Below are 20,126 nucleotides of genomic sequence, written 5' to 3'. Positions count from 1 at the left end.
TACAGTCCAGCATTGAAATATTTACTTGAGAAGCTGCTGCAAGCTTAAGCAATCTGTGGTTAAATGCCATTTTTATTGTGTTTGACTTTATACAAGGGAAAAATCATGCGCGCGTACAATTTCTGTGCTGGTCCTGCTGCATTACCTACTGCCGTTTTAGAAAAAGCTCAACAAGAATTGTTGGATTGGCAGGGTAAAGGTCTATCCATCATGGAAATGAGTCACCGTAGTGCTGACTATGTTGCTGTGGCTGAAAAAGCTGAAGCAGATTTACGCAAGTTAATGAACATTCCAGAAAACTATAAAGTACTGTTTTTGCAAGGCGGTGCGTCATTACAATTTTCTGCTATTCCTTTAAACCTTTTAGGTAAGAACAGTAAAGCCGATTATATTCACACAGGCATCTGGTCTGAAAAAGCGTTAAAAGAAGCAAAACGTTATGGTGATATTAATGTTGTAGAAGCTGGCATTAAAGTAGATGGCAAGTTCGCAATTTCTGAACAAAGCGAATGGAATTTATCTGACAATGCAGCATATGTACATTATGCGGATAATGAAACGATTGGTGGCTTACAGTTCGCAGGAATTCCTGATGTAAAAGCGCCACTTGTTTGTGACTATTCATCAAGTATTTTATCTGCTCCATTAGATGTGACCAAGTTTGGTCTAATCTATGCTGGCGCACAAAAAAATATTGGTCCTGCTGGTTTAACAATTGTCATTATTCGTGATGACTTACTTGATCAAGCTAAACCAGAAATTCCAAGCATTTTAAAATATGGTGACCAAGCCAAAAATGGTTCTATGGTAAATACGCCATCGACTTACGCTTGGTACTTGTCTGGTTTGGTATTTGAGTGGTTGCTAGAGCAGGGTGGGGTAGAGGCGATCCATAAAGTGAACCTTGAAAAAGCTCAGTTGTTATATGGTTATATCGACTCAAGCGATTTCTACAATAACCCGATCGCAATTCCAAACCGTTCAATTATGAATGTACCGTTTACCTTGGCAGACGAAGCTTTAGAAAAGCAATTCTTAAAAGAAGCAGAAGCTAATCACTTGTTGAACTTAGCTGGCCACCGTTCTGTCGGCGGTATGCGTGCAAGTATTTATAATGCCGTACCGTTAGAAGGCGTACAGGCTTTAATCAACTTTATGGATGATTTTGCAAAGCGTAATGGTTAAGCAAATCAAATAAATAAAGCCCTCAAATGAGGGCTTTATTTATTGAATAAGTTATAAATTAAAAAGGCACTAAACCAAACTGGTGCATGAATATGGCAGCTAAGAACATACCCAAGACAAAAAAGCAAAACGCACCAGTATCGACCTTTACGCGCAGGCTACTGGATTGAATGAGGCTGGTAGTTTGTTCGGGTATAATCTTCATTCAATAACCTAATTATTAAAATATTAGTGAAATTCAATTAGTTTCACCCTTTTTAGCACAAATAGTCGCCTGAATCCAGATATTACCGCGAATATATTCGCCAATATTAAAGTTTTTATACAAATCGTTTCTGGTCGCAATGCGCACTAATATGGCAGGAAGATCATCTTCTAAAACCAAAGTGACATCATAAAGGGTATATTCTGCCCCCATAAATGTCATAGAAGTTTTACCAACAATATTACCTTGGAACCACGCTTCGTCTTCTTGACCAAGATTTTCACCATATAAATAGGCGACCATTTTAGAAAAATCAACGGTTACAGGTTCTTGATCTTCTGGAGTTTTTGGTTGCCATTCATTAATGAGTTCCTGTAAATTTTCAGGAGCAACACCATTATGTTCAGTTAAAATTGCATTTAATGCACGGTGATGTTTAATAGAAGCTGGGTCATCAACAATGATTTTTTCACCTGCTGGAACAGGTTCTAATTCATAAGCCCATGCATTAAATTGGACTTGATAGTTTTGATTTTTGTCATATTGACAGTAGTTAACACTAAATAAATTATCAAATGCATAAACGGTTGTATTTCTATTTAGTCTTAAACTCAACACGGCTTGTGTAGCAGAGTCACAAGTAATGATGCGTTCAATTTTCGCATTATATTGATATGGACTTTCAAAACTTGGGAAGGCTGTTTTAAGCGCACGAGGTTTTTGATTTTCAACAGCAATAATTTGATTGATGGTAACTTTTTGGTCTTGTGGACCTTGAATGAGCCAAAAAGATTGATCCATGTCTTCTTCATGTTCACACAAACCCATTGGCATTACAGGTGCATCAAGTGCCAGTCCTAACCATTTTGGTACATCTGTTTCGGGATGGGACGTCAATAGATTCCAATGTTCTCCATGACTACCAAAATTTTGGTCATTTACTTTAATAACTTCTGGACTGTTTTGATTTTTCATAAGCACGATGCTGTTGGGTTCACATTACTTGTTATATTAAATCGAGGGTGTTTACTATTTTTCAAGTCACCATATGTAAATTCTCTTGTAAAAGCGCGTATTTAGTCATTTAAAAAGAAGCGCCGTTTCTATTTATAAGTTAAAAGTACGTTTAATTTATAAAAAAATTAAATGTTGAAATTAAAAATCAGTTTAATCGTTATTTTTACTCACCTTCGAAAAGCATCTGTTAGACTTAGATTTTTAGTGGAAATAGAGAATAACGTGCTGCCATTTAAGCTATGGGTAGACGCAGACGCCTTACCGAAAATTTTACGTGAAGTGATTTTACGTGCATCAGATCGTTATCAATTAGAAGTCATTTTTGTAGCCAATCAAAATGTTGGGATTACGCCTTCTGTTCGTATTAAATCAATACAGGTTTTAAGTGGTGCCGATCAGGCAGATAAAGAAATAGTTGATCGTATGGTTGAAAATGACATTGTCATTACGCAGGATATTCCACTGGCAGCTCAGGTGATCGAGAAAGGTGGAGTTGCTATTCATCCCCGTGGTGAAGTCTATACAACGGCGAATGTTAAAGCGCGTTTACATCTACGTGATTTCATGGATACGCTCCGTGGTGCAGGTGTGCAAACTGGTGGACCGCCTCCTATTTCCGAACGAGATAAACGTGAATTTTCAAGTTCATTAGATCAAACGATTTTAAAGCAAAAACGTAAAACAGCTAAGTGAGCATCGCATGCCATCGCAAACCAATTTGGCTCTAACCTATGCCTTGTTAGTGTTTATCTGGGCAACAACTCCGTTGGCAATTGTCTGGAGTGTGTCTGATCTACATCTGATGTGGGCATTGTTATTACGCTTTTTTATTGCATTGCCTTTGGCTGTCATCATATTACTAATTTTGAGAACACCTTTTCCAACGCATCGACAAGCAGTTCATAGCTACATTGCCGGATCTTTTAGCTTAATTGGTTCTCAAATTTTCACTTATGCCGCGACCCAATATTTAAGTTCAGGCATGATTGCGCTTATGTTTGGCTTAGCACCGATTATGGCGGGGCTTATTGGTCGGTTTGCTTTTGGCCAACAACTTTATAAGCTGCAATGGTTGGGTATGGCAATTGCGGTCTGTGGGCTAGCTATTATTTGTCTGAGCGGTGCGAATCAGCATGTACACCCGTTTGGTATTGTTCTTATGCTGATCAGTGTGTTTGTTTATTCATTTTCAATTTTCTGGGTTAAGAAAGTTAATGCACAGATCCAGCCGATGGCTCAGGCAACAGGCTCTATTTTAGTGTCTTCTATTTTTGCTAGTTGTTTTATTCCATTTATTTGGCAATATGCACCGACACATTTGCCAGAAGCCAAATCACTATTTGCCCTAATTTATACGGTACTCATGGCTTCACTCGTTGCCATGTTCTGTTATTTCAAACTTATACAAAATATTCAGGCAACGACTTTATCTTTAACGACAGTTATTACCCCTATGTTAGCGATGATCATTGGGGCTGCTTTAAACCATGAACAACTTTCAATTATGGTTTTTGTAGGTGCTTTCATTATCTTGTCTGGACTCTTTTTATATTTCTATAAAGATATTCAGGCAAACCGGAACTTTGCTCAACATATGAAGTCTAAATAGGAGAAGATTTGGGTAATTTGTTGAGCTTATTCATTAAATTGTTCTAATTCGTAGCGAAATGCACGATCAAATTGATCTCCCAACTCAACTAGTAGAAAATAGCGCAGCAATATAATATTAGGATTATTAAGGATAAGTCAGAACTTACTGATTTTTAAACCTTAATACAGCATCTAACGGTATGGCCAAATAGTAGATGTTGGTGCAATTTGCCATCAACATCTTATATTTTCCATCAATGACCTTGGATTTAGAAGGTATGTTTAAACCAATCTCACTGTATATAGGGTTGAGATATACTCGCGCAAGACGCAGTAATCATTTTATTTCTTTTATTGCATTGGTTTCGATGGTCGGTTTGACACTAGGTGTCGCTGTGCTGATTACAGTACTTTCTGTCATGAACGGTTTCGATCGCGAATTGAAAAACCGTGTGTTAGGAATGGTGCCGCAAGCAACAGTTTCATCTACACAAATCCTCACGGATTGGCCTGAACTCGTGAAGCGAGTTGAACATCATCCACATGTAACAGGGGTTGCACCTTTTACGCAATTGCAAGGTATGTTAACTGCGCAAGGGCAAGTCGCTGGTATTATGGTGACGGGTATTGACCCAAAATATGAAAAGAATGTCTCTATTATTCAAAATCATATTGTTGCCGGAAGCTTAGATTCACTTAAAAAAGGTGAATTTGGTATTGTTCTTGGTAAAGATATGGCTGATTCATTGGGCTTACGTCTAAATGATAGTGTGACATTGGTTTTACCAGAAGCAACACCGTCTCCAGCAGGTGTTGTACCTCGTTTCAAGCGTTTTAAAGTGGTTGGTATTTTTAGTGTAGGCGCTGAAGTCGACTCTATGGTGGGTTATATCGCCCTATACGATGCTTCAACTTTATTACGCTTACCAGATGGTGCCCAAGGTGTCCGTTTAAAACTAGATGATATTTTTGCAGCGCCACAAGTTGCTGACGACTTAGTAAAAAGTTTACCAAACAATTTCTATGCTACGAACTGGACCTATACGCATGGTAATTTATTTAATGCCATTCAAATGGAAAAAACTCTAGTCGGTTTATTGCTTGTCCTTATTATTGTGGTTGCAGCATTTAATATTGTTTCATCATTGGTCATGGTGGTGACTGATAAAAAATCTGATATCGCAATTTTGCGTACATTAGGTGCTTCGCCGTCGATGATCACTAAAATATTTATGGTTCAAGGTACCGTGATTGGGGTGATTGGTACAGTTGCAGGTACGGTTTTAGGTGTAATTTTAGCTTTAACCATTAGCGATATCATTTCATGGTTTAACAATGTGTTGGGCTTAAATCTATTTGATGCTTACTTTGTACATTACCTTCCTTCTTATTTGAGATGGCAAGATGTGACGATTATCGTGATTGTTTCTTTACTTTTAAGCTTCTTGGCGACTATTTATCCGGCGCTTCGTGCTGCCAAAGTTCAACCTGCCGAGGCTCTGCGCTATGAGTAAAATTGTTTTAGAAGCGAAAGAAATATATAAACATTTTGATGACGGTAAATCTAAAGTTGAAGTCATTAAAGGTCTTTCTTTACAAGTTGAAGCAGGGCAGTTTGTTTCGATTGTTGGTGCGAGTGGTTCTGGTAAAAGTACTTTGCTTCATGTACTAGGTGGTTTAGAGCAGCCAACTCAAGGGCAAGTATTTTTAAATGGTCAGCGTTTTGATAATTTAGGTGAAGCTGAACGTGGTTTTCAGCGCAACCAATACCTCGGTTTTGTTTATCAATTTCATCATTTATTACCTGAGTTTTCTGCGCTTGAAAATGTCGCGATGCCTTTAATGCTTCGTGCAGATAGCCAATTTAAATCTGTAAAAGCGCAAGCTGAATATTTACTTGATCGAGTTGGGTTATCTCATCGTATGGATCATAAGCCAGGGGAGCTTTCGGGTGGTGAGCGCCAACGTGTGGCTTTAGCGCGTGCTTTAGTCACTAAACCTGCGGTTGTTCTGGCTGATGAACCTACAGGTAATTTAGACCGTAAAACAGCTCTAGGTATTTTTGAGTTACTGACCGATCTGAAGAAAGAACTCAACATGGCGATGTTAATTGTGACCCATGATGAGCATTTAGCTCAGGCTGCTGATTCTATTTTGCACATGCAAGATGGACTATGGGTGAGTGGTTCTTAAAAATTGTCATTAAATCACATTGTTAAAGCCCACTGAGTTGGGCTTTAATTTTGCCCCTAAAAAGATAACGATATGACTTGAATGTTAAAACTTATTTTAATGGGGTGGATTGGGGGTATTGTATTTATGGGGATAGATATCCCTTTAATAATGCAATATGGGTGGTTAGGTAAAGTCTTGCTTGTTATCGGCTTTATTCTTTATATTTTTAAGAGAAATTTATTCTTAAATCGCCCCATATTAAAAACCATTTACTGTCTAGTCTGTGCTATTAGTCTTTTTACTATAGGACATCAATATGCTCAGCATGCCTTAAATGAAAGATTAGAACTGCGACAAACGCAGCTTAAATCTTTAGATATTATCGTGTATGTCGATCGTATAAGTGAAGAAAAAGAAGATAAAACACAACAACCCGTTCAGGTACTAGGGCAGTCCCTACATCCCGTCAATTGGCTATTATATTTAAAAAATCAAAAAGTAATCTCAGCTATAGATGAGCCAAAATTACAATTAGGTCATTATTATCGAATTTCTGGCAAAACCAAACCTGCTCATAGTTACGCATTGGCTGGTGTTTTTGACCAAGAACAATGGTTCATTCAACGAAATATAATGTCCGCTTTTAGTGTTCAGCATATTGAGCCTTTAAGCTCTGATGAAATTTATCAGTTGGGTTATCAACATCATTTAAAAGAGCAACAAAAATTCTTTAACAGACAAAAGTTAAATGTAGAAAAGTTGCGCCTAACATTTAGATTAATGTTAAAACAATCTCCTTTGCAAAATAAAGGTCTGTTATTAGCTTTGTTAACAGGGGACGAAAGTCTCTTAAATGATGAGATTAAAAATCAATTTAAGGAATTAGGAATCTCTCATCTGTTAGCCATTTCAGGGCCTCATGTACTCATTTTTGCTATCATGTTGTCTTGGGTATTACATCAATTAATAAGACGTTATTATCCGCAGCTTTATTTGCGTCAACCTAAACAAATTTGGACCATGATTCCATTATGTTTTGGTGTTTTGATTTATACGGCATTTGTTGGTTTTGAAATTCCTGCCTTAAGAACTTTACTCTCAGTATTTTTATTTGCTTCTTTGGTATTGATTAAAGTGCCTGTTAAACCATTTTCACTCTTGGTTTATAGTGCAAGTCTACTTTTACTTTTCGATCCCTTCAGTGTTTTATCCGCAGGTTTTTGGCTGTCTTATGGTTCTTGCTTTATTTTATTACGGATTTATCAAACTATAGAGCAGGCTCCAAATGTTGTTTCAACTAGTCTGTTATCTAGAATCATTCTTTTCAGTAAAATTTTAATTGAATCTCAAGGCAAAATATTTATTGCCTTATGTCCCTTAATGCTGATTTTCTTTCAACAGATTTCATGGGTTGCTCCTTTTACAAATATTATTGCAGTTCCTTTACTCGGAGGAGTGATTGTTCCTTTAAATATTTTTGCAGCTTGTGTATGGCTTATTTTTAAATCATTCGGAAATTTACTTTTTCAAATTAATGACGTCCTGATTAGTATAGTACTGTCATGTTTTAATCTTTTAGAAAAGTTATCTCTACCATTACAAGGTTTTAGCCTGACACCACTTGCTTTAGTTTGCCTTAGCTTCGTTATTATTATCTTATTTTTACCGCGTGGGGTTTTACCAAAATCTTGGGGGCTAATATGCTGTTTACCCTTGATCATTCCAGATAAGTCGTCCCAGCAAGTTCAATTAAATATTATAGACGTAGGACAGGGGCAAGCTATTTTCTTGCAGCACCCGCAGCAGACATGGCTCATCGATACGGGTGGGTCTTATGATGAGAAAGCTTTTAGTATTGGTCAAAATGTGGTGATTCCATATTTACGTCAAAAGGGAATTAAACAACTGGATCACGTCGTACTGTCTCATCTTGATCAAGATCATAGCGGAGCATTTCCTTCAATCGCTCAGGCTTTTCCTATTAAACAAGTCATATCAAATGAACGATGGACAGAGCAAATTAAAGAACCATTTACCTATTGTCATCAAGGTCAAAAATGGCAATATCCACAATTAGATATTGAAATCCTTTGGCCTAAAGAAAAAGATTTAAACTTAGTTTCTTCAAATCAAAATCAATATTCTTGTGTGGTTTATATTCATTTAAAACAGATAAATGGCTATCAAAATTATTTAATTATGGGTGATGCAGGGTGGGAAGCAGAATATCAACTCATGAAAGAATATCCTGATTTCAAGGTAGATGTTCTGGTATTAGGTCATCATGGAAGTAAACATAGTTCAGCTTACGACTTCTTAGCGACGTTAAACCCCAAGCTTGTTGTTGCTTCTGCTGGCTTTAATAATCGTTATGGTCATCCAAGCAAAGAGGTTTTAGCGAGAGTACAAGCACTTAATATTCCATTTAAAAGCACAGTTGAGCAAGGAACATTAAGCTTTGTATCTCGCAATCAAGAGATGGTTTTATACACTCGACGTTTCGAGCGTACTTGGCTTCACAGGAATTTGTGAAGCTTCTGCTTTAAGTCTATCTACAATTTGAAGTGCTTCATTCGGATTAATATTGTAAATATTATCTAAAGCGGGATTTGCTTTAAAACGTTTATAACTCCAGTGATAGTGTTCTGGGTAGTGCTGGATCAGTTGTTCAATGGCTTGATGAATAACAAAGGTTCCGTCATCGGCATTACCTTCGTAAATCTTCTCATCCATAGGTTCAATATGCATCGTAAAACCGTCGTGTTCATTACGAATCGCATAAAGAAATAATGCTTTGGCTTTTGTTTTTTGGATGAGCTTGGCACTTAAATTACTTGAGGCAAGCGGTACACCAAAATAATTGATCATATCCCCACCAACATTAGGTGTATGGTCGGGTAAAATTACAGTGGTTTCGCCTTGTTTGAGTGCTTTAAAAATTTGTCGAACACCAGTCTCATCGGTAGGTACCAAGTTGGCTTGTTCACGACTACGTGCTTCTCGAACAAAACGGTCTGCATCTTCATTTTTTACAGGCTTGTATAAAATAGTCATGGAAGTGAACTGGGCACACCAAGCATTCATGATTTCCCATGTACCAAAATGTGGAACAATCAAAACCACACCTTTTTTTGCTGCCAGTGCTTCATGAAAGTAATGTTCACCTTCAATATGGTGAATACGTGAAATATTCTTACTATTTGATGAGCCCCAAATACTTAAAAACTCGAAGTATGAGGTTAACTCGTTACGAATAGCTTGTTGTGTAATATCTATTCGTTGCTGTGGTGTTAAGTGGGGAAGTGCAATTTGTAAGTTAAGTTCTATACTTTTTGATGTTCTAGTAATTTTTAAAGTATTGACTAACCCTGCCAACATACGGGCAATAAAACGTCCAAATTGAATGGGTTGACGGCTAAAAGTTTTGAGTAAGTAATAGTTCATGCTTTTTACATCTAGTTTGGTCATCTATCGCGGTAAAAAGGAGGCAACAAGTAAAAAAAGATAAAAATATTATAAATGAAATCATATAATTTAGACAGTTTTTATCAAATCAACGTATATAATGACATCATTTTAGATTGATTTGGATTGGAATTTTATGTCCGATTGGCCACCAAAACCACAAAATGAACCTATAATCCCTAAACAAAATGGACCAGAATGGCAAATTCTTGAGAAGGCTGTACTCGCTTCAGTAGAAGAGCAACGCCGTAGTCGTCGTTGGGGTATCTTCTTTAAAACATTAACTTTTATTTATTTACTACTCATTATTGTACTCATGGGCAAAGGCTGTTCAACCAGCAAAGAAGGCTCTGCTGTAAGTAGCAGTAGTGCTCATTTGGCAGTGGTAGATATTATTGGAACAATTGATGCTTCGAGTAATCAAGCGGTAAATAGTGAAGATACGAATAAAGCGCTTAAACGTGCTTTTGAAGCCTCAAATAGTAAGGCTGTTGCACTTAACATTAATTCACCTGGCGGTTCTCCAGTTCAGTCTGATGAAATCTGGCAGGAAATTCGTTATTTAAAAAAACAGCACCCTGATAAGAAAGTTTATGCCGTTATTGGTGATATGGGAGCATCGGGTGCGTACTATATCGCTTCTGCTGCGGATGAGATTATTGTCAACCCATCAAGTTTAGTGGGCTCAATTGGTGTAATCATGCCTAACTATGGTATCACTGGTTTAGCTCAGAAGCTCGGTATTGAAGACCGCACTTTAACTGCCGGAACGAATAAAGACATTTTAAGTATGACAAAACCGATTGATCCTGCTCAAAAGCAACATATTCAATCTGTTCTTGATAATGTTCATACTCACTTTATTACCGCAGTGAAAGAAGGCCGTGGAAAGCGTTTGAAATCGAATGATCCAGCTATTTTTTCTGGTTTATTCTGGACGGGTGAACAAGCAATTCAATTAGGTGTTGCTGACCGTTCAGGTAATATTACGAGCTTGATGCGTGAACTAAACCTTGATAATAAAGTTGACTACACAATTGAGCGTAACCCACTACAATCCATTTTGGGTCGTATGGGGGCACAAATCGGGCAAGGAGTAAGTGAATCTATTGCTCAAGAGGTGCAGACTAGTCAAAGCGCAAAATTACAATAAATCTGTATTTTTAGGATAACGGTATGTCAGTAAAACCGGTTATACACTTTGCGCATGCCAATGGTGTGCCATCTATGGTGTATCAAAAATTGTTTGATCAATTAAAAGATGAGTATGACGTAATTTATGTTCCACTCATTGGTCCTGACAAACGTTATCCTGTGACTAACCATTGGCCTGCTTTGGTTGATCAAGTTATTGATAGTATTGTGCGTCAGGCGAAAGGACGTAAAGTCATCGGATTAGGCCATTCTCTTGGTTCGGTTTTAACATTAATGGCATCTTTTCGACGTCCTGAACTGTTTTCTCAAGTCATTATGTTAGATCCGCCTCTTATTTTAGGGCGATATTCATTTGCTTTTCATATGGCAAAATTATTTCGTCCTAAATTGGTTGATGCGATGACACCGGCGGGCTTATCTGCACGTCGTCGTGAACATTGGGAATCCAGAGAGCAGGCGGCTGAGTTACTTCGTCCTAAAGGATTTTATAAAGATTTTGATGAAGATTGTTTTCAGGCTTATATTGATTATGCTTTGAAAGAAGATTCGATTCGCGGTGGAGTAACTTTAACGATTTCTCGTGAAGATGAAGTTGCAATTTTCCGTAAAAATCCTTCTTGGTGGTGGCTGCCTATGCCAAAACCTAAGATGCCCGTGCATTTAGTGGTGGGTAAAGGAAGTGATTTCTTAAAAAGAGGCTTTCCTCAAATGGCAAAGCAAAAAATGGGAATCCCATTTACTGTAGTTGAAGGGGGCCATATGTTCCCTCTAGAACATCCTACTGATACAGTAAATTCTATAAAGAAATTGATCAGCCACTAACTAAATTGATTTTTAAGTGAATAAAAAAGGACATGCTAGCATGTCCTTTTTTATTTTTTGTTTGTTAGTAAAATATTTTACCAGCTTGCAAAACGAATAGGGTCTTTTAGAACTTGATTACGGAAGTAGGCTTGTCCATCTTTCCATGTAAGTTGACCGTTACACAGCCACTCTGCAACTTGTGGGTAGATAAAGTGCTCAAGTGTGTGTACTCGATCTGCCAATGAGTCGACAGTATCATGTTCTTTAACTGAAATAGCTGACTGGGCAATAGATTGACCAGAATCCAGTTCAGCAGTTACAAAGTGTACGGTACAACCATGCAAACGATCACCTGTGTTTAAAACACGTTGATGAGTATTCACACCTTTGTAAGCTGGAAGAAGCGAGGGATGTATATTCAGCATTTTCCCTTGCCATTTGTTGACAAAGGTTGGTGTTAAAATGCGCATGAAGCCAGCTAAAATAACTAAATCTACTTGCCAAGCCAAGAGTTGCTGATGCATTGCCTCATCAAACACTTCGCGTGTAGGAAAGTCTTTATGGGAGATAACAGCGGTAGCAATATTGGCTTTTTGAGCACGCTCTAGGGCATAAGCATCTGCTTTATTAGACAGTACACCTACAATTTGCCCTGATAGATTTGCATCTATCAAGGCCTGTAAATTACTGCCATTCCCAGAGACTAGAACAGCAATTTTTATCATGCAAAGATCACACGAATTTTTTCGTCTGCACCTTCCACTGACTCAGCATTTTCTTGGATATGTCCGATTTTCCAAGCTTTTTCACCTTGAGCATTAAGTACTTCAATTGTTTTTTCAGCATCATTTGCATCAACAGCAATAACCATACCTACGCCACAGTTAAATGTACGGTACATTTCAAAGCGTTCTACATTGCCTTCGCGTTGTAGAAGTTGGAACAACTCAGGCCATTCCCAAGAAGATTCGTCAATAACCGCTTGAGCACCATTTGGCAATACACGAGGTAAGTTACCTGGTAAACCACCACCAGTAATGTGCGCCATAGCATGAACATCAACTTGTTTGCAGAGTTCAAGAACCGGTTTTACATAAATACGAGTTGGTTCCATTGCTACATCAGCAAGAGGACGACCATCAATCGTTTGAGTTAAATCAACGTTTTTAACGTCTAAAATTTTACGTAGTAATGAGTAACCATTCGAGTGAGCACCACTTGATGCAACACCAATAAGTACATCACCAGACTTTACTTTAGAGCCATCAATAATTTTGCTTTGCTCAACAACACCAACGGCAAAACCAGCAAGGTCGTAATCTTCGCCTTCGTACATGCCTGGCATTTCTGCGGTTTCACCACCTACAAGTGCGCAACCTGCAAGCTCACAACCTTTACCAATACCAGTAACAACATTTGCAGCAACGTCAACATTTAAGTGACCAGTCGCGTAATAATCAAGGAAGAATAATGGTTCTGCGCCACAAACTAAAAGGTCATTTACACACATAGCCACAAGGTCTTGGCCGATTGTGTCATGACGATTGAGATTAAGGGCCAAACGTAATTTAGTTCCTACACCATCGGTTCCAGAAACTAAAACAGGCTCTTCATAACCTTTAGGAATTTTGCATAGTGCACCAAAGCCACCAAGCCCGCCCATTACTTCAGGACGACTTGTACGTTTAGCGACTGACTTGATACGATCGACCAGTGCGTCGCCCGCTTCAATGTCGACACCCGCATCTTTGTAGCTTAAACCGGTATTTGGGGTAGAAGTTGAGTTGCTCATAAATGAAGTCTCCGCATTGGCGGCAGATTATAACCTGAATATACGAAACTCTTATGTTATTTATGCTCGAAAATGCTATCTTTAATAAAAATATTTTTTCATTTATAACGATTAAATCAAAAAAGGCTAGATTTTATGCAAGATCGTATACTGCGCCGTATTTTTTTACTCGCAGGTATTGTATTGCTGGTATGGGTGTTGTACTTACTCAAGCCTGTAGTCATTCCTTTTATCGGTGCTTTTTTCCTGGCTTATTTATTCAGTCCACTTGTTGATGTGCTGGTAAAAATGAAATTGCCTCGCTGGTTAGCAATTAGCGTGGTATTTGTCGGAATAGGTGTAACCTTAACTATTGCACTCTGGTATTTAGTTCCACTGATTTGGAAACAATTAGTTTATGCCCGAGATAGTATTCCAGCAGGTATTCACTGGATTAACGCTACCTTTTTACCTTGGGTGTCTTCGACATTTAATGTCCAGCAAATGGAAATTGACACAGAGCAGTTGTCTAAAGCTGTCATGGAATATGTCCAAACAAACTATAGCGCAGACAGCATTCAGGCAGTGTTATTAAAACTGGCTCAATCTGGTTTGAATTTTATTCAGATTGGTGGAACAGTTGTTTTAATTCCAATTATTGCTTTCTATTTCTTGCTTGATTGGGAACGTATGTTACAAAACTTACGCCGCCTCATTCCGCGTCCATATGAAGCAACTACTTTACAGATCGTTGGTGAATGCCATAGCGTTTTAGGGGCATTTGTTAAAGGTCAGTTTCTTGTCATGCTATTGCTTGGCGTAGTGTATGCAGTTGGTTTACAGCTCATCGGTTTGGAGGTTGGCCTGATTATTGGTATGGTGGCAGGGCTTGCTAGTATTATTCCTTATTTAGGTTTTGCCGTAGGTATTATTGCCGCTGTTATTGCTAGCCTGTTCCAGTTTGGCTTGGATTGGATGCATCTATTACTGGTTGGTATCGTCTTTATGATTGGCCAAGCGGTAGAAGGCTATATCCTACAGCCATTCCTACTGGGTGATAAAATTGGTTTATCTCCTGTAGCAGTTGTTTTTGCAGTATTGGCAGGTGCACAGCTTGCAGGCTTCTTGGGAATGTTAATTGCATTGCCTGTTGCTGCGGTTATTGTAGTGTTGTTGAAGCATTTAAGAGAGAATTACGAAAGAAGCTCACTTTATGCTCCGCCATCTACATTAGTGATCCAACATGGCGATATTGAGCAAATTCATGTACAAACTGAAAGTACTAAGCTTGATCTTGAAGTTAAAACACAGCAAGATACAGATGAACTAAAATCTCCTAACCAGAAATAATTTCAAGGTTAATTCAATATATGCGTCAACTCCAACTGGATATAGAACCTCAACTTGATGCCCGAATCAGTGATTTTTCGGGACCGGGTTGGGGGCATGTAGTCGATGCCGTGCGTCAACTACATGCTGGTCTGGTGAGTAGGTTCTATATTTACGGTGGAGCGGGGACGGGGAAGAGTCATTTACTTTCTGCAATTTGTGATTCTTATTTAGAAATAGGCAAATCTGCTATTAAAGTATCTTTACTCGAACTGCTTGATGCACCTATTGAGGCAATTACCTCTTTAGAACATTATGATCTTGTTGCTTTGGATGATATTGAATCGATTAGTGGTGTGCCTCACTGGCAGAAAGCTGTTTTTCATTTAATGAATAATCACGAAGGACAACTGGTGTTTTCGTCGCGTGTAGCACCGATTGAATTAAAGCTGGAATTACCGGACCTACAATCACGACTTACACAAGCCGTTAGTGTAAAAGTGCCAAGTGGAAGTCTATATGCAGACCGCTATGCCTTGGTGACATCTGTAATGGCTAGACGGGGTATTCATTTTGACCAACAAATTGTTGACTACTTATTATTACATGGTCCTCATCAAGCGTCTCTTTTACTGCAAACTGTTGCTCAGTTAGAAAAACTGCTCAAAGGCGAAAAAACAAAACTTTCTAATGCGACTTTAAGACAAATTTACGCTTTGATTGATGAGTATCAACAATAGTTTCTTTAACTTAAGTTTGCTGTTTTGCTTAAATTAAACTCATACAATTAAAAAAGGGCTTTCCCTACATAAGTTTTTTATTTCAGAATAGTTATATTTATTTCTTCCAAATTCTCTTTTAATTTTTTAATACGCCACTTTTTTGTATTTAAAAAACTTTTTTAGATCTACGAAGCTTTTTGTAATTTAGCTCAAAAATGACTCTACAGACCGACCAAAATGTCTTGAGAAATTCTACTTCCTGTGACAAAGTACGCACAAAGGATGCGATTGCAAAAGCGGAAATTTTGCAATATTGACAAAGAAAAATGAAAAAAGATGTAAGGAGATGGGTATGCTCAAACGGAGCATTGCTTTTGCTTTATTGGCTACTGCTGGACACGCTTATTCTGCCGATATTCAAGTCACAACTACAACTGATGAAGACGTCGATAACACAGTCTGTTCATTACGTGAAGCGATACAATTTCTAAAATATCGTGCATCTTCTAATGCTGCGGAAGTTGAAAAATATGCAAACGGTTATAACGGTTGCGGAAATAAAGATGCTTCTTCAAATATTATTTTGCAGCGTGATAAAGAATATACTCTAAGTAAAAGTATAGTAATTACCGTTCCTGTAGCTATTAGTACAGCAAAAAATGATTCTACTCTAGTTGATGAAGGTGCACCCAATTCGCATAATGCAACGATTAAAATGATAGGTACGGATCAATTATTCCGTATAGATGATGGTAGTGTTGAAAAAGCCTCTTTTACAGTTTCATTTATTGATGTCAATTTAAAGGGTGCTGGCCTAAAGAGTGTAATACCTCAAGGTAACGGTGGATTGATTTATAACCATGAACAATTGGTTATTCAAAATTCTCGTTTAATGGATGGATATGCAACAAATGGTGGAGCAATTTATAACGCTGGTAATTTATCAAATACTACAAAAACAGCGGGTTCGGTAACGATCACTAATAGCTTGATTCAGAATAATAAAGCAAGTCAGGGAGGCGTTTTATATAGTGATATGCCACTTTACTATATTACTCGCTCTGTAGTGCGTGATAATGAAGTAACTGCTGCAGATGGTGCATTATTTCATGCTGAAACTAAATTTGCAGATGAAAGTACGGGCGGATATTTAACCTCTCGTATTATTGGTTTAAGTAATAGTACGATTTTTCATAATAAGGGTAGTTTTATTGCAAATGTCCGTGATGGAATGGTGATCAATAATATTACTATGATTAAAAATGTGGGAGGCTTGTATTTTGATGCCCCACAAGGAAAAGCATCTGTCTCTAATAGTATTTTAGTAGGTAATACGACAAACTGTAAGGTATCTACAACAGATAAAACGATTGTGCAGAGTAATTTAGTAACAACGGAATGTAACCGTAATGCTTCTGCAGAGTTACCAAATATTCTATACCCTGCAAGTGAAAAACTAATTGCTGGAAATGCAGATGAAGGAACTTGTGATGTTCCACCAGCAGATGGTTTGTTATGTCCGTATTCAACACCGAGTGATAGTTTTTTAGGATTCTTTAAACCTCGAGTTTTAGATAAATATACTAGTCTTTCGCAATCATTGTTAATTAACAAAGGTCGTTTATATAGCGATGGAACTTCTGTCGGTTTGGCGAGTTGTGAAAAGCAAGATCAACGTGGAAAGAATCGAAGTGGTTATGATGAGTTATGTGATTTAGGGGCGATTGAGTTAATTATCAACCGCGATGATATCAGTACACATGGTCAAGATATTAAGTATGGAGAAATTGCCAAATTTAATATTGCCGATGTTGTAGGTGATGGAGAGTTAGTTTCTCCACAAACATGTGAAAAAATGTTTGGAAAAAGAACAGATGGTCAAGCCTGGCAGTCTGGGTGTATGAAGATTGTTCAAACCAGTACACCATCTAAAGGGACTTTATCCATTGATGCTCAGGGAAATTTAACTTATGTTCCAAATGGGAACTGGCATGGAGCAGATGTATTTAATCTATTAGTCGTTACTACTACCACACGTTTTAATGATGCTGCGGATGTTTATCTAACTGTTCCAGTTCAAATCGTGCAAGATCCACCATCAGGTATTGAAGATAAATCTGTAAGCACGGGTGGCGGGGGAAGTGTAGGTGGTGGTTTAGTTTTAGGTCTATTTGGCTTAATTGCTTTAAGACGTTTAAAGTCATAATCAAGGATGATAAAGGCTATGAAAAATTATAAAAAGGCTTTATTAGCATTAGCTGTGATTGCTGCGATGCCATTATTTGCAGATACAACGACTGGAAGAATTGATGTTACAACTTTTGACGATGAAGATGGTGAAAATACTAATGCCTGTTCATTGCGTGAAGCGATAAAAACAGCTGAGTTGCGTAAATCGTATGGTGGATGTACTGTAATTGATACACGGGAAACTACTCAAAAATCGATTCAGCTTAAAGCAGGAATTTACACTCTAGATAAGGAATTAGTTCCAAATACTAATATTGCTATTTTTGGTGCTGATCCCGTAGATTGGCAGAAAAAAAGTGTATTAACTAATGATTATCCTGCACAACTTGACTTACAAACACGTATTAATGCTCAAGGTAAATCACGCATTTTCAATACGACTACCTATAAACAGCCCTTGACCTTAAATAATGTAATTCTTGAAAATGGTGTTACAACTGGCCAGGGGGGCGCGATTTATGCTGGTGCTGATATCGCTTTGCAAAATAGTCAGATTTTATCATCCCAAGCAACAAACGGTGGAGCAATTTATTTAGCTTCACCTAATATTACTTTGTCAGTAAATCATTCACTATTTAAAGGTAATAACGCAACACAAGGTAGTGTTTTATCAATGGGGTGTTTTAGTGACACTGTCTACGCACCACGTACCATTACCCTTACATCAAATAGTATTGTGAATAATGGTAATACAGCTTCAACAAGTACATTTGAGTTCTGTGGTAAACCTAGTGCGACATTATCGGTTAATACCATTGCAAAAAATATAGCGAATAGTACTAGTGGCAGTATTATTAAGTTTACTGGTGATACCAATAATCCAGCCAATACATCAAGTATTTTAAGTTCAAGTAGTACTTTAGTACTTTTAAATAATACAATTGTTGAAAACAACGCGAATAGTACTTTCCTCTACGACAAATTGGGCGCAAAAAAGCTAAGTTTTAACGTATTGGCTTATAATACCGGAAGTTATGCCTGTAAATATCTTTTAGGTGCGGCAGCAGAGCAAAAGAGTGTAAGTTTAATGCTGGACTTCAATGCACTTGACTGGACATCAGCAACAGCAAAATGTGATATACCAAAAGAGTCTTTACCAGATGGCCATACGAATATTGATATAAGTACACAATCTTTTAGTAATCTGCTAAGTCCTTTAGTAGAACCAGCAACAGCTTATACAGGCTTTTTACCTATTTACTATCCAAAAAATATTTCTTCTAGCACAGATTTAATTGACGTTGATCAAGATAGTAAAGGAAGTTGTGCCACAATTGACCAACGTGGTTTAAATCGTTTGGCAGACATTACCTCATATTATCAGCCAGAAAGTCGTAATAGTTGTGATATTGGTTCTGTAGAGTTAATGAAGCTCACTTCAGGTGATTTAGAGGATGTTAGTAATATTTCATTAACAACTTTAATTGATACTTATCAACAAAATTATGATTTATTTGATAATTATATTAAAGACCCTAAGACACCTTATAACTTTATTACTTACTATAAAGTACGTTTAGCTGAGTTTAAAAACCTACTTGATACAACTAAGGCAAATCTTAAATATCGCGCAATCTATCTTGATTTAAAGAACTATGATTTACCTTTACCGACTGAAGACGCTAATCATGTGCTGAAGTTCTTCAACACCACAGATTATCGTATTGCAACTGAGCCATTAGGTATTGGATCTCTTGATGATAAATATGATGCTCAACAAGTTAAAGATCTATCTGATCAGGACAAGGTATTCTGTGAGTGGAATAGTGCTTTACAGCAAATTGTTTTTTATCGCAAAGACGATACGGTGACTCAAGCTGGTACCTATGCTTATTGTAAATATACAATTACAACAGCTGATAATAAATTAAGCTCAAGCGGTCTGATAAAAGCTCGTTTTAATAATATAGAACCAGTTTCTGGTGATGGGACAATTACCTTTAAATATCTTGCAAATGAAATTATTCCATTGAATTTACTTAAATATGCTAACGATGATGGTGACGGCCCTATAAATACGCTTTTAAAGCCTAAATCACAATTTTGGGTAAATGAAAAAGGCGTAGAGTTACCCATCTATTTACCAAGCAAAACTTCGAAAGATGGTATTTTTAAAGTAATTAAGGCTGATCGAGAAGGGCCATGTCCGAAAGATGACAAGGATAGAATTTGTTATGGCGGAAATATCTATATTCAGGCAAATAACGTATTTAATACTTTTAATGACTCGTTAAGCTATAACGTTTATGACGCTGATGGGAAAATTTCACCTAAAGCTGGCACAATTAACCTTCTAAGTACTGCTACGACTACAGATGATACACGTGGTGGAGGCGGCGGTGGTAGCTTCGGGATTTTATCTTTAGCCTCTTTACTTGGTTTAGCAGCTTATAGACGCTACCGTAAATAAACTTAAAGAATAAAAAAGCCTCCAATTGGAGGCTTTTTATAAGAAATA

16 protein-coding genes and 1 pseudogene are annotated in these 20,126 nt (G+C 37.5%); 12 read left to right on the top strand and 5 right to left on the bottom strand.

What is annotated here, in order from left to right; translation table 11 throughout:
• Positions 1–105 precede the first annotated feature (105 nt).
• On the top strand, positions 106–1,185 hold the full coding sequence (gene serC, locus RMA94_RS19180) for a 3-phosphoserine/phosphohydroxythreonine transaminase (protein WP_017385810.1): 1,080 nt from the start codon (positions 106–108) through the stop codon (positions 1,183–1,185).
• A 238-nt stretch (positions 1,186–1,423) separates the two neighbouring features.
• On the opposite strand, the gene RMA94_RS19175 is transcribed toward serC, so the two are convergent.
• Complete coding sequence (locus RMA94_RS19175; protein ID WP_057070333.1) at positions 1,424–2,365, bottom strand: hypothetical protein; 942 nt, start codon at positions 2,363–2,365, stop codon at positions 1,424–1,426.
• Between the two features lie 246 nt (positions 2,366–2,611).
• Between RMA94_RS19175 and RMA94_RS19170 the strand changes: the two genes are divergently transcribed.
• On the top strand, positions 2,612–3,100 hold the full coding sequence (locus RMA94_RS19170; protein WP_078210287.1) for a YaiI/YqxD family protein: 489 nt from the start codon (positions 2,612–2,614) through the stop codon (positions 3,098–3,100).
• Positions 3,101–3,107: 7 nt separating this feature from the next.
• Entirely contained in the window at positions 3,108–4,016 is a 909-nt protein-coding gene (locus RMA94_RS19165) for a DMT family transporter (protein ID WP_005067734.1), read from the top strand.
• Between the two features lie 29 nt (positions 4,017–4,045).
• Here RMA94_RS19165 and RMA94_RS19160 read toward each other — a convergent pair.
• Positions 4,046–4,147: pseudogene (locus RMA94_RS19160) on the bottom strand (PilZ domain-containing protein); the annotation flags it as partial.
• A gap of 128 nt (positions 4,148–4,275) precedes the next feature.
• On the opposite strand from RMA94_RS19160, the gene RMA94_RS19155 reads away from it, so the two are divergent.
• From RMA94_RS19155 to RMA94_RS19145, 3 genes are all read left to right on the top strand, one after another.
• The gene (locus tag RMA94_RS19155) at positions 4,276–5,511 is read left to right on the top strand and encodes a lipoprotein-releasing ABC transporter permease subunit (RefSeq protein WP_031944989.1); all 1,236 of its coding nucleotides are present in this window, start codon (positions 4,276–4,278) and stop codon (positions 5,509–5,511) included.
• Complete coding sequence (gene lolD / locus RMA94_RS19150) at positions 5,504–6,190, top strand: lipoprotein-releasing ABC transporter ATP-binding protein LolD (RefSeq protein WP_002118798.1); 687 nt, start codon at positions 5,504–5,506, stop codon at positions 6,188–6,190. The genes RMA94_RS19155 and lolD overlap by 8 nt, the downstream gene beginning before the upstream one ends.
• A gap of 81 nt (positions 6,191–6,271) precedes the next feature.
• Positions 6,272–8,704, top strand: coding sequence for a DNA internalization-related competence protein ComEC/Rec2 (locus RMA94_RS19145; protein WP_311084008.1), 2,433 nt, complete (start codon positions 6,272–6,274; stop codon positions 8,702–8,704).
• On the opposite strand, the gene RMA94_RS19140 is transcribed toward RMA94_RS19145, so the two are convergent.
• Positions 8,657–9,640, bottom strand: coding sequence for a lysophospholipid acyltransferase family protein (locus RMA94_RS19140; RefSeq protein WP_130173545.1), 984 nt, complete (start codon positions 9,638–9,640; stop codon positions 8,657–8,659). The genes RMA94_RS19145 and RMA94_RS19140 overlap by 48 nt on opposite strands.
• Positions 9,641–9,773: 133 nt before the next feature.
• Between RMA94_RS19140 and sppA the strand changes: the two genes are divergently transcribed.
• Together sppA and RMA94_RS19130 are read left to right on the top strand one after the other, a co-directional pair.
• A complete protein-coding gene (gene sppA, locus RMA94_RS19135; RefSeq protein WP_130173543.1) occupies positions 9,774–10,790 on the top strand; it encodes a signal peptide peptidase SppA in 1,017 nt (338 codons plus the stop codon).
• Positions 10,791–10,813: 23 nt separating this feature from the next.
• Positions 10,814–11,614, top strand: a complete 801-nt coding sequence (locus RMA94_RS19130) for an alpha/beta hydrolase (protein ID WP_311084007.1) — start codon at positions 10,814–10,816, stop codon at positions 11,612–11,614.
• 77 nt (positions 11,615–11,691) lie between these two features.
• On the opposite strand, the gene purN is transcribed toward RMA94_RS19130, so the two are convergent.
• Complete coding sequence (purN, locus tag RMA94_RS19125; protein ID WP_311084006.1) at positions 11,692–12,321, bottom strand: phosphoribosylglycinamide formyltransferase; 630 nt, start codon at positions 12,319–12,321, stop codon at positions 11,692–11,694.
• Complete coding sequence (gene purM, locus RMA94_RS19120) at positions 12,318–13,388, bottom strand: phosphoribosylformylglycinamidine cyclo-ligase (protein ID WP_017385817.1); 1,071 nt, start codon at positions 13,386–13,388, stop codon at positions 12,318–12,320. Before purM ends, purN begins: the two co-directional genes overlap by 4 nt.
• A gap of 135 nt (positions 13,389–13,523) precedes the next feature.
• On the opposite strand from purM, the gene cxpE reads away from it, so the two are divergent.
• The 4 genes from cxpE (at position 13,524) to RMA94_RS19100 (ending at position 20,078) form a co-directional block, all read left to right on the top strand.
• Positions 13,524–14,717: a chloramphenicol efflux transporter CxpE gene (gene cxpE, locus RMA94_RS19115; RefSeq protein ID WP_002118385.1), complete on the top strand. Its 1,194-nt coding sequence runs from the start codon at positions 13,524–13,526 to the stop codon at positions 14,715–14,717.
• A 20-nt stretch (positions 14,718–14,737) separates the two neighbouring features.
• Positions 14,738–15,436, top strand: a complete 699-nt coding sequence (hda, locus tag RMA94_RS19110; protein ID WP_002118656.1) for a DnaA regulatory inactivator Hda — start codon at positions 14,738–14,740, stop codon at positions 15,434–15,436.
• A 328-nt stretch (positions 15,437–15,764) separates the two neighbouring features.
• Positions 15,765–17,624, top strand: a complete 1,860-nt coding sequence (gene rbtA, locus RMA94_RS19105; protein WP_311084005.1) for a rhombotarget A — start codon at positions 15,765–15,767, stop codon at positions 17,622–17,624.
• 18 nt (positions 17,625–17,642) lie between these two features.
• Positions 17,643–20,078: a CSLREA domain-containing protein gene (locus RMA94_RS19100; RefSeq protein WP_311084004.1), complete on the top strand. Its 2,436-nt coding sequence runs from the start codon at positions 17,643–17,645 to the stop codon at positions 20,076–20,078.
• The last annotated feature ends 48 nt before the right edge of the window (positions 20,079–20,126 follow it).

Source organism: Acinetobacter sp. V115_6 (genome assembly GCF_031799025.1).
Classification (GTDB): Bacteria; Pseudomonadota; Gammaproteobacteria; order Pseudomonadales; family Moraxellaceae; genus Acinetobacter; species Acinetobacter pittii.
Note: the sequence above shows the minus strand (reverse complement) of the source record. Positions and strands in the feature narration are given on the sequence as shown.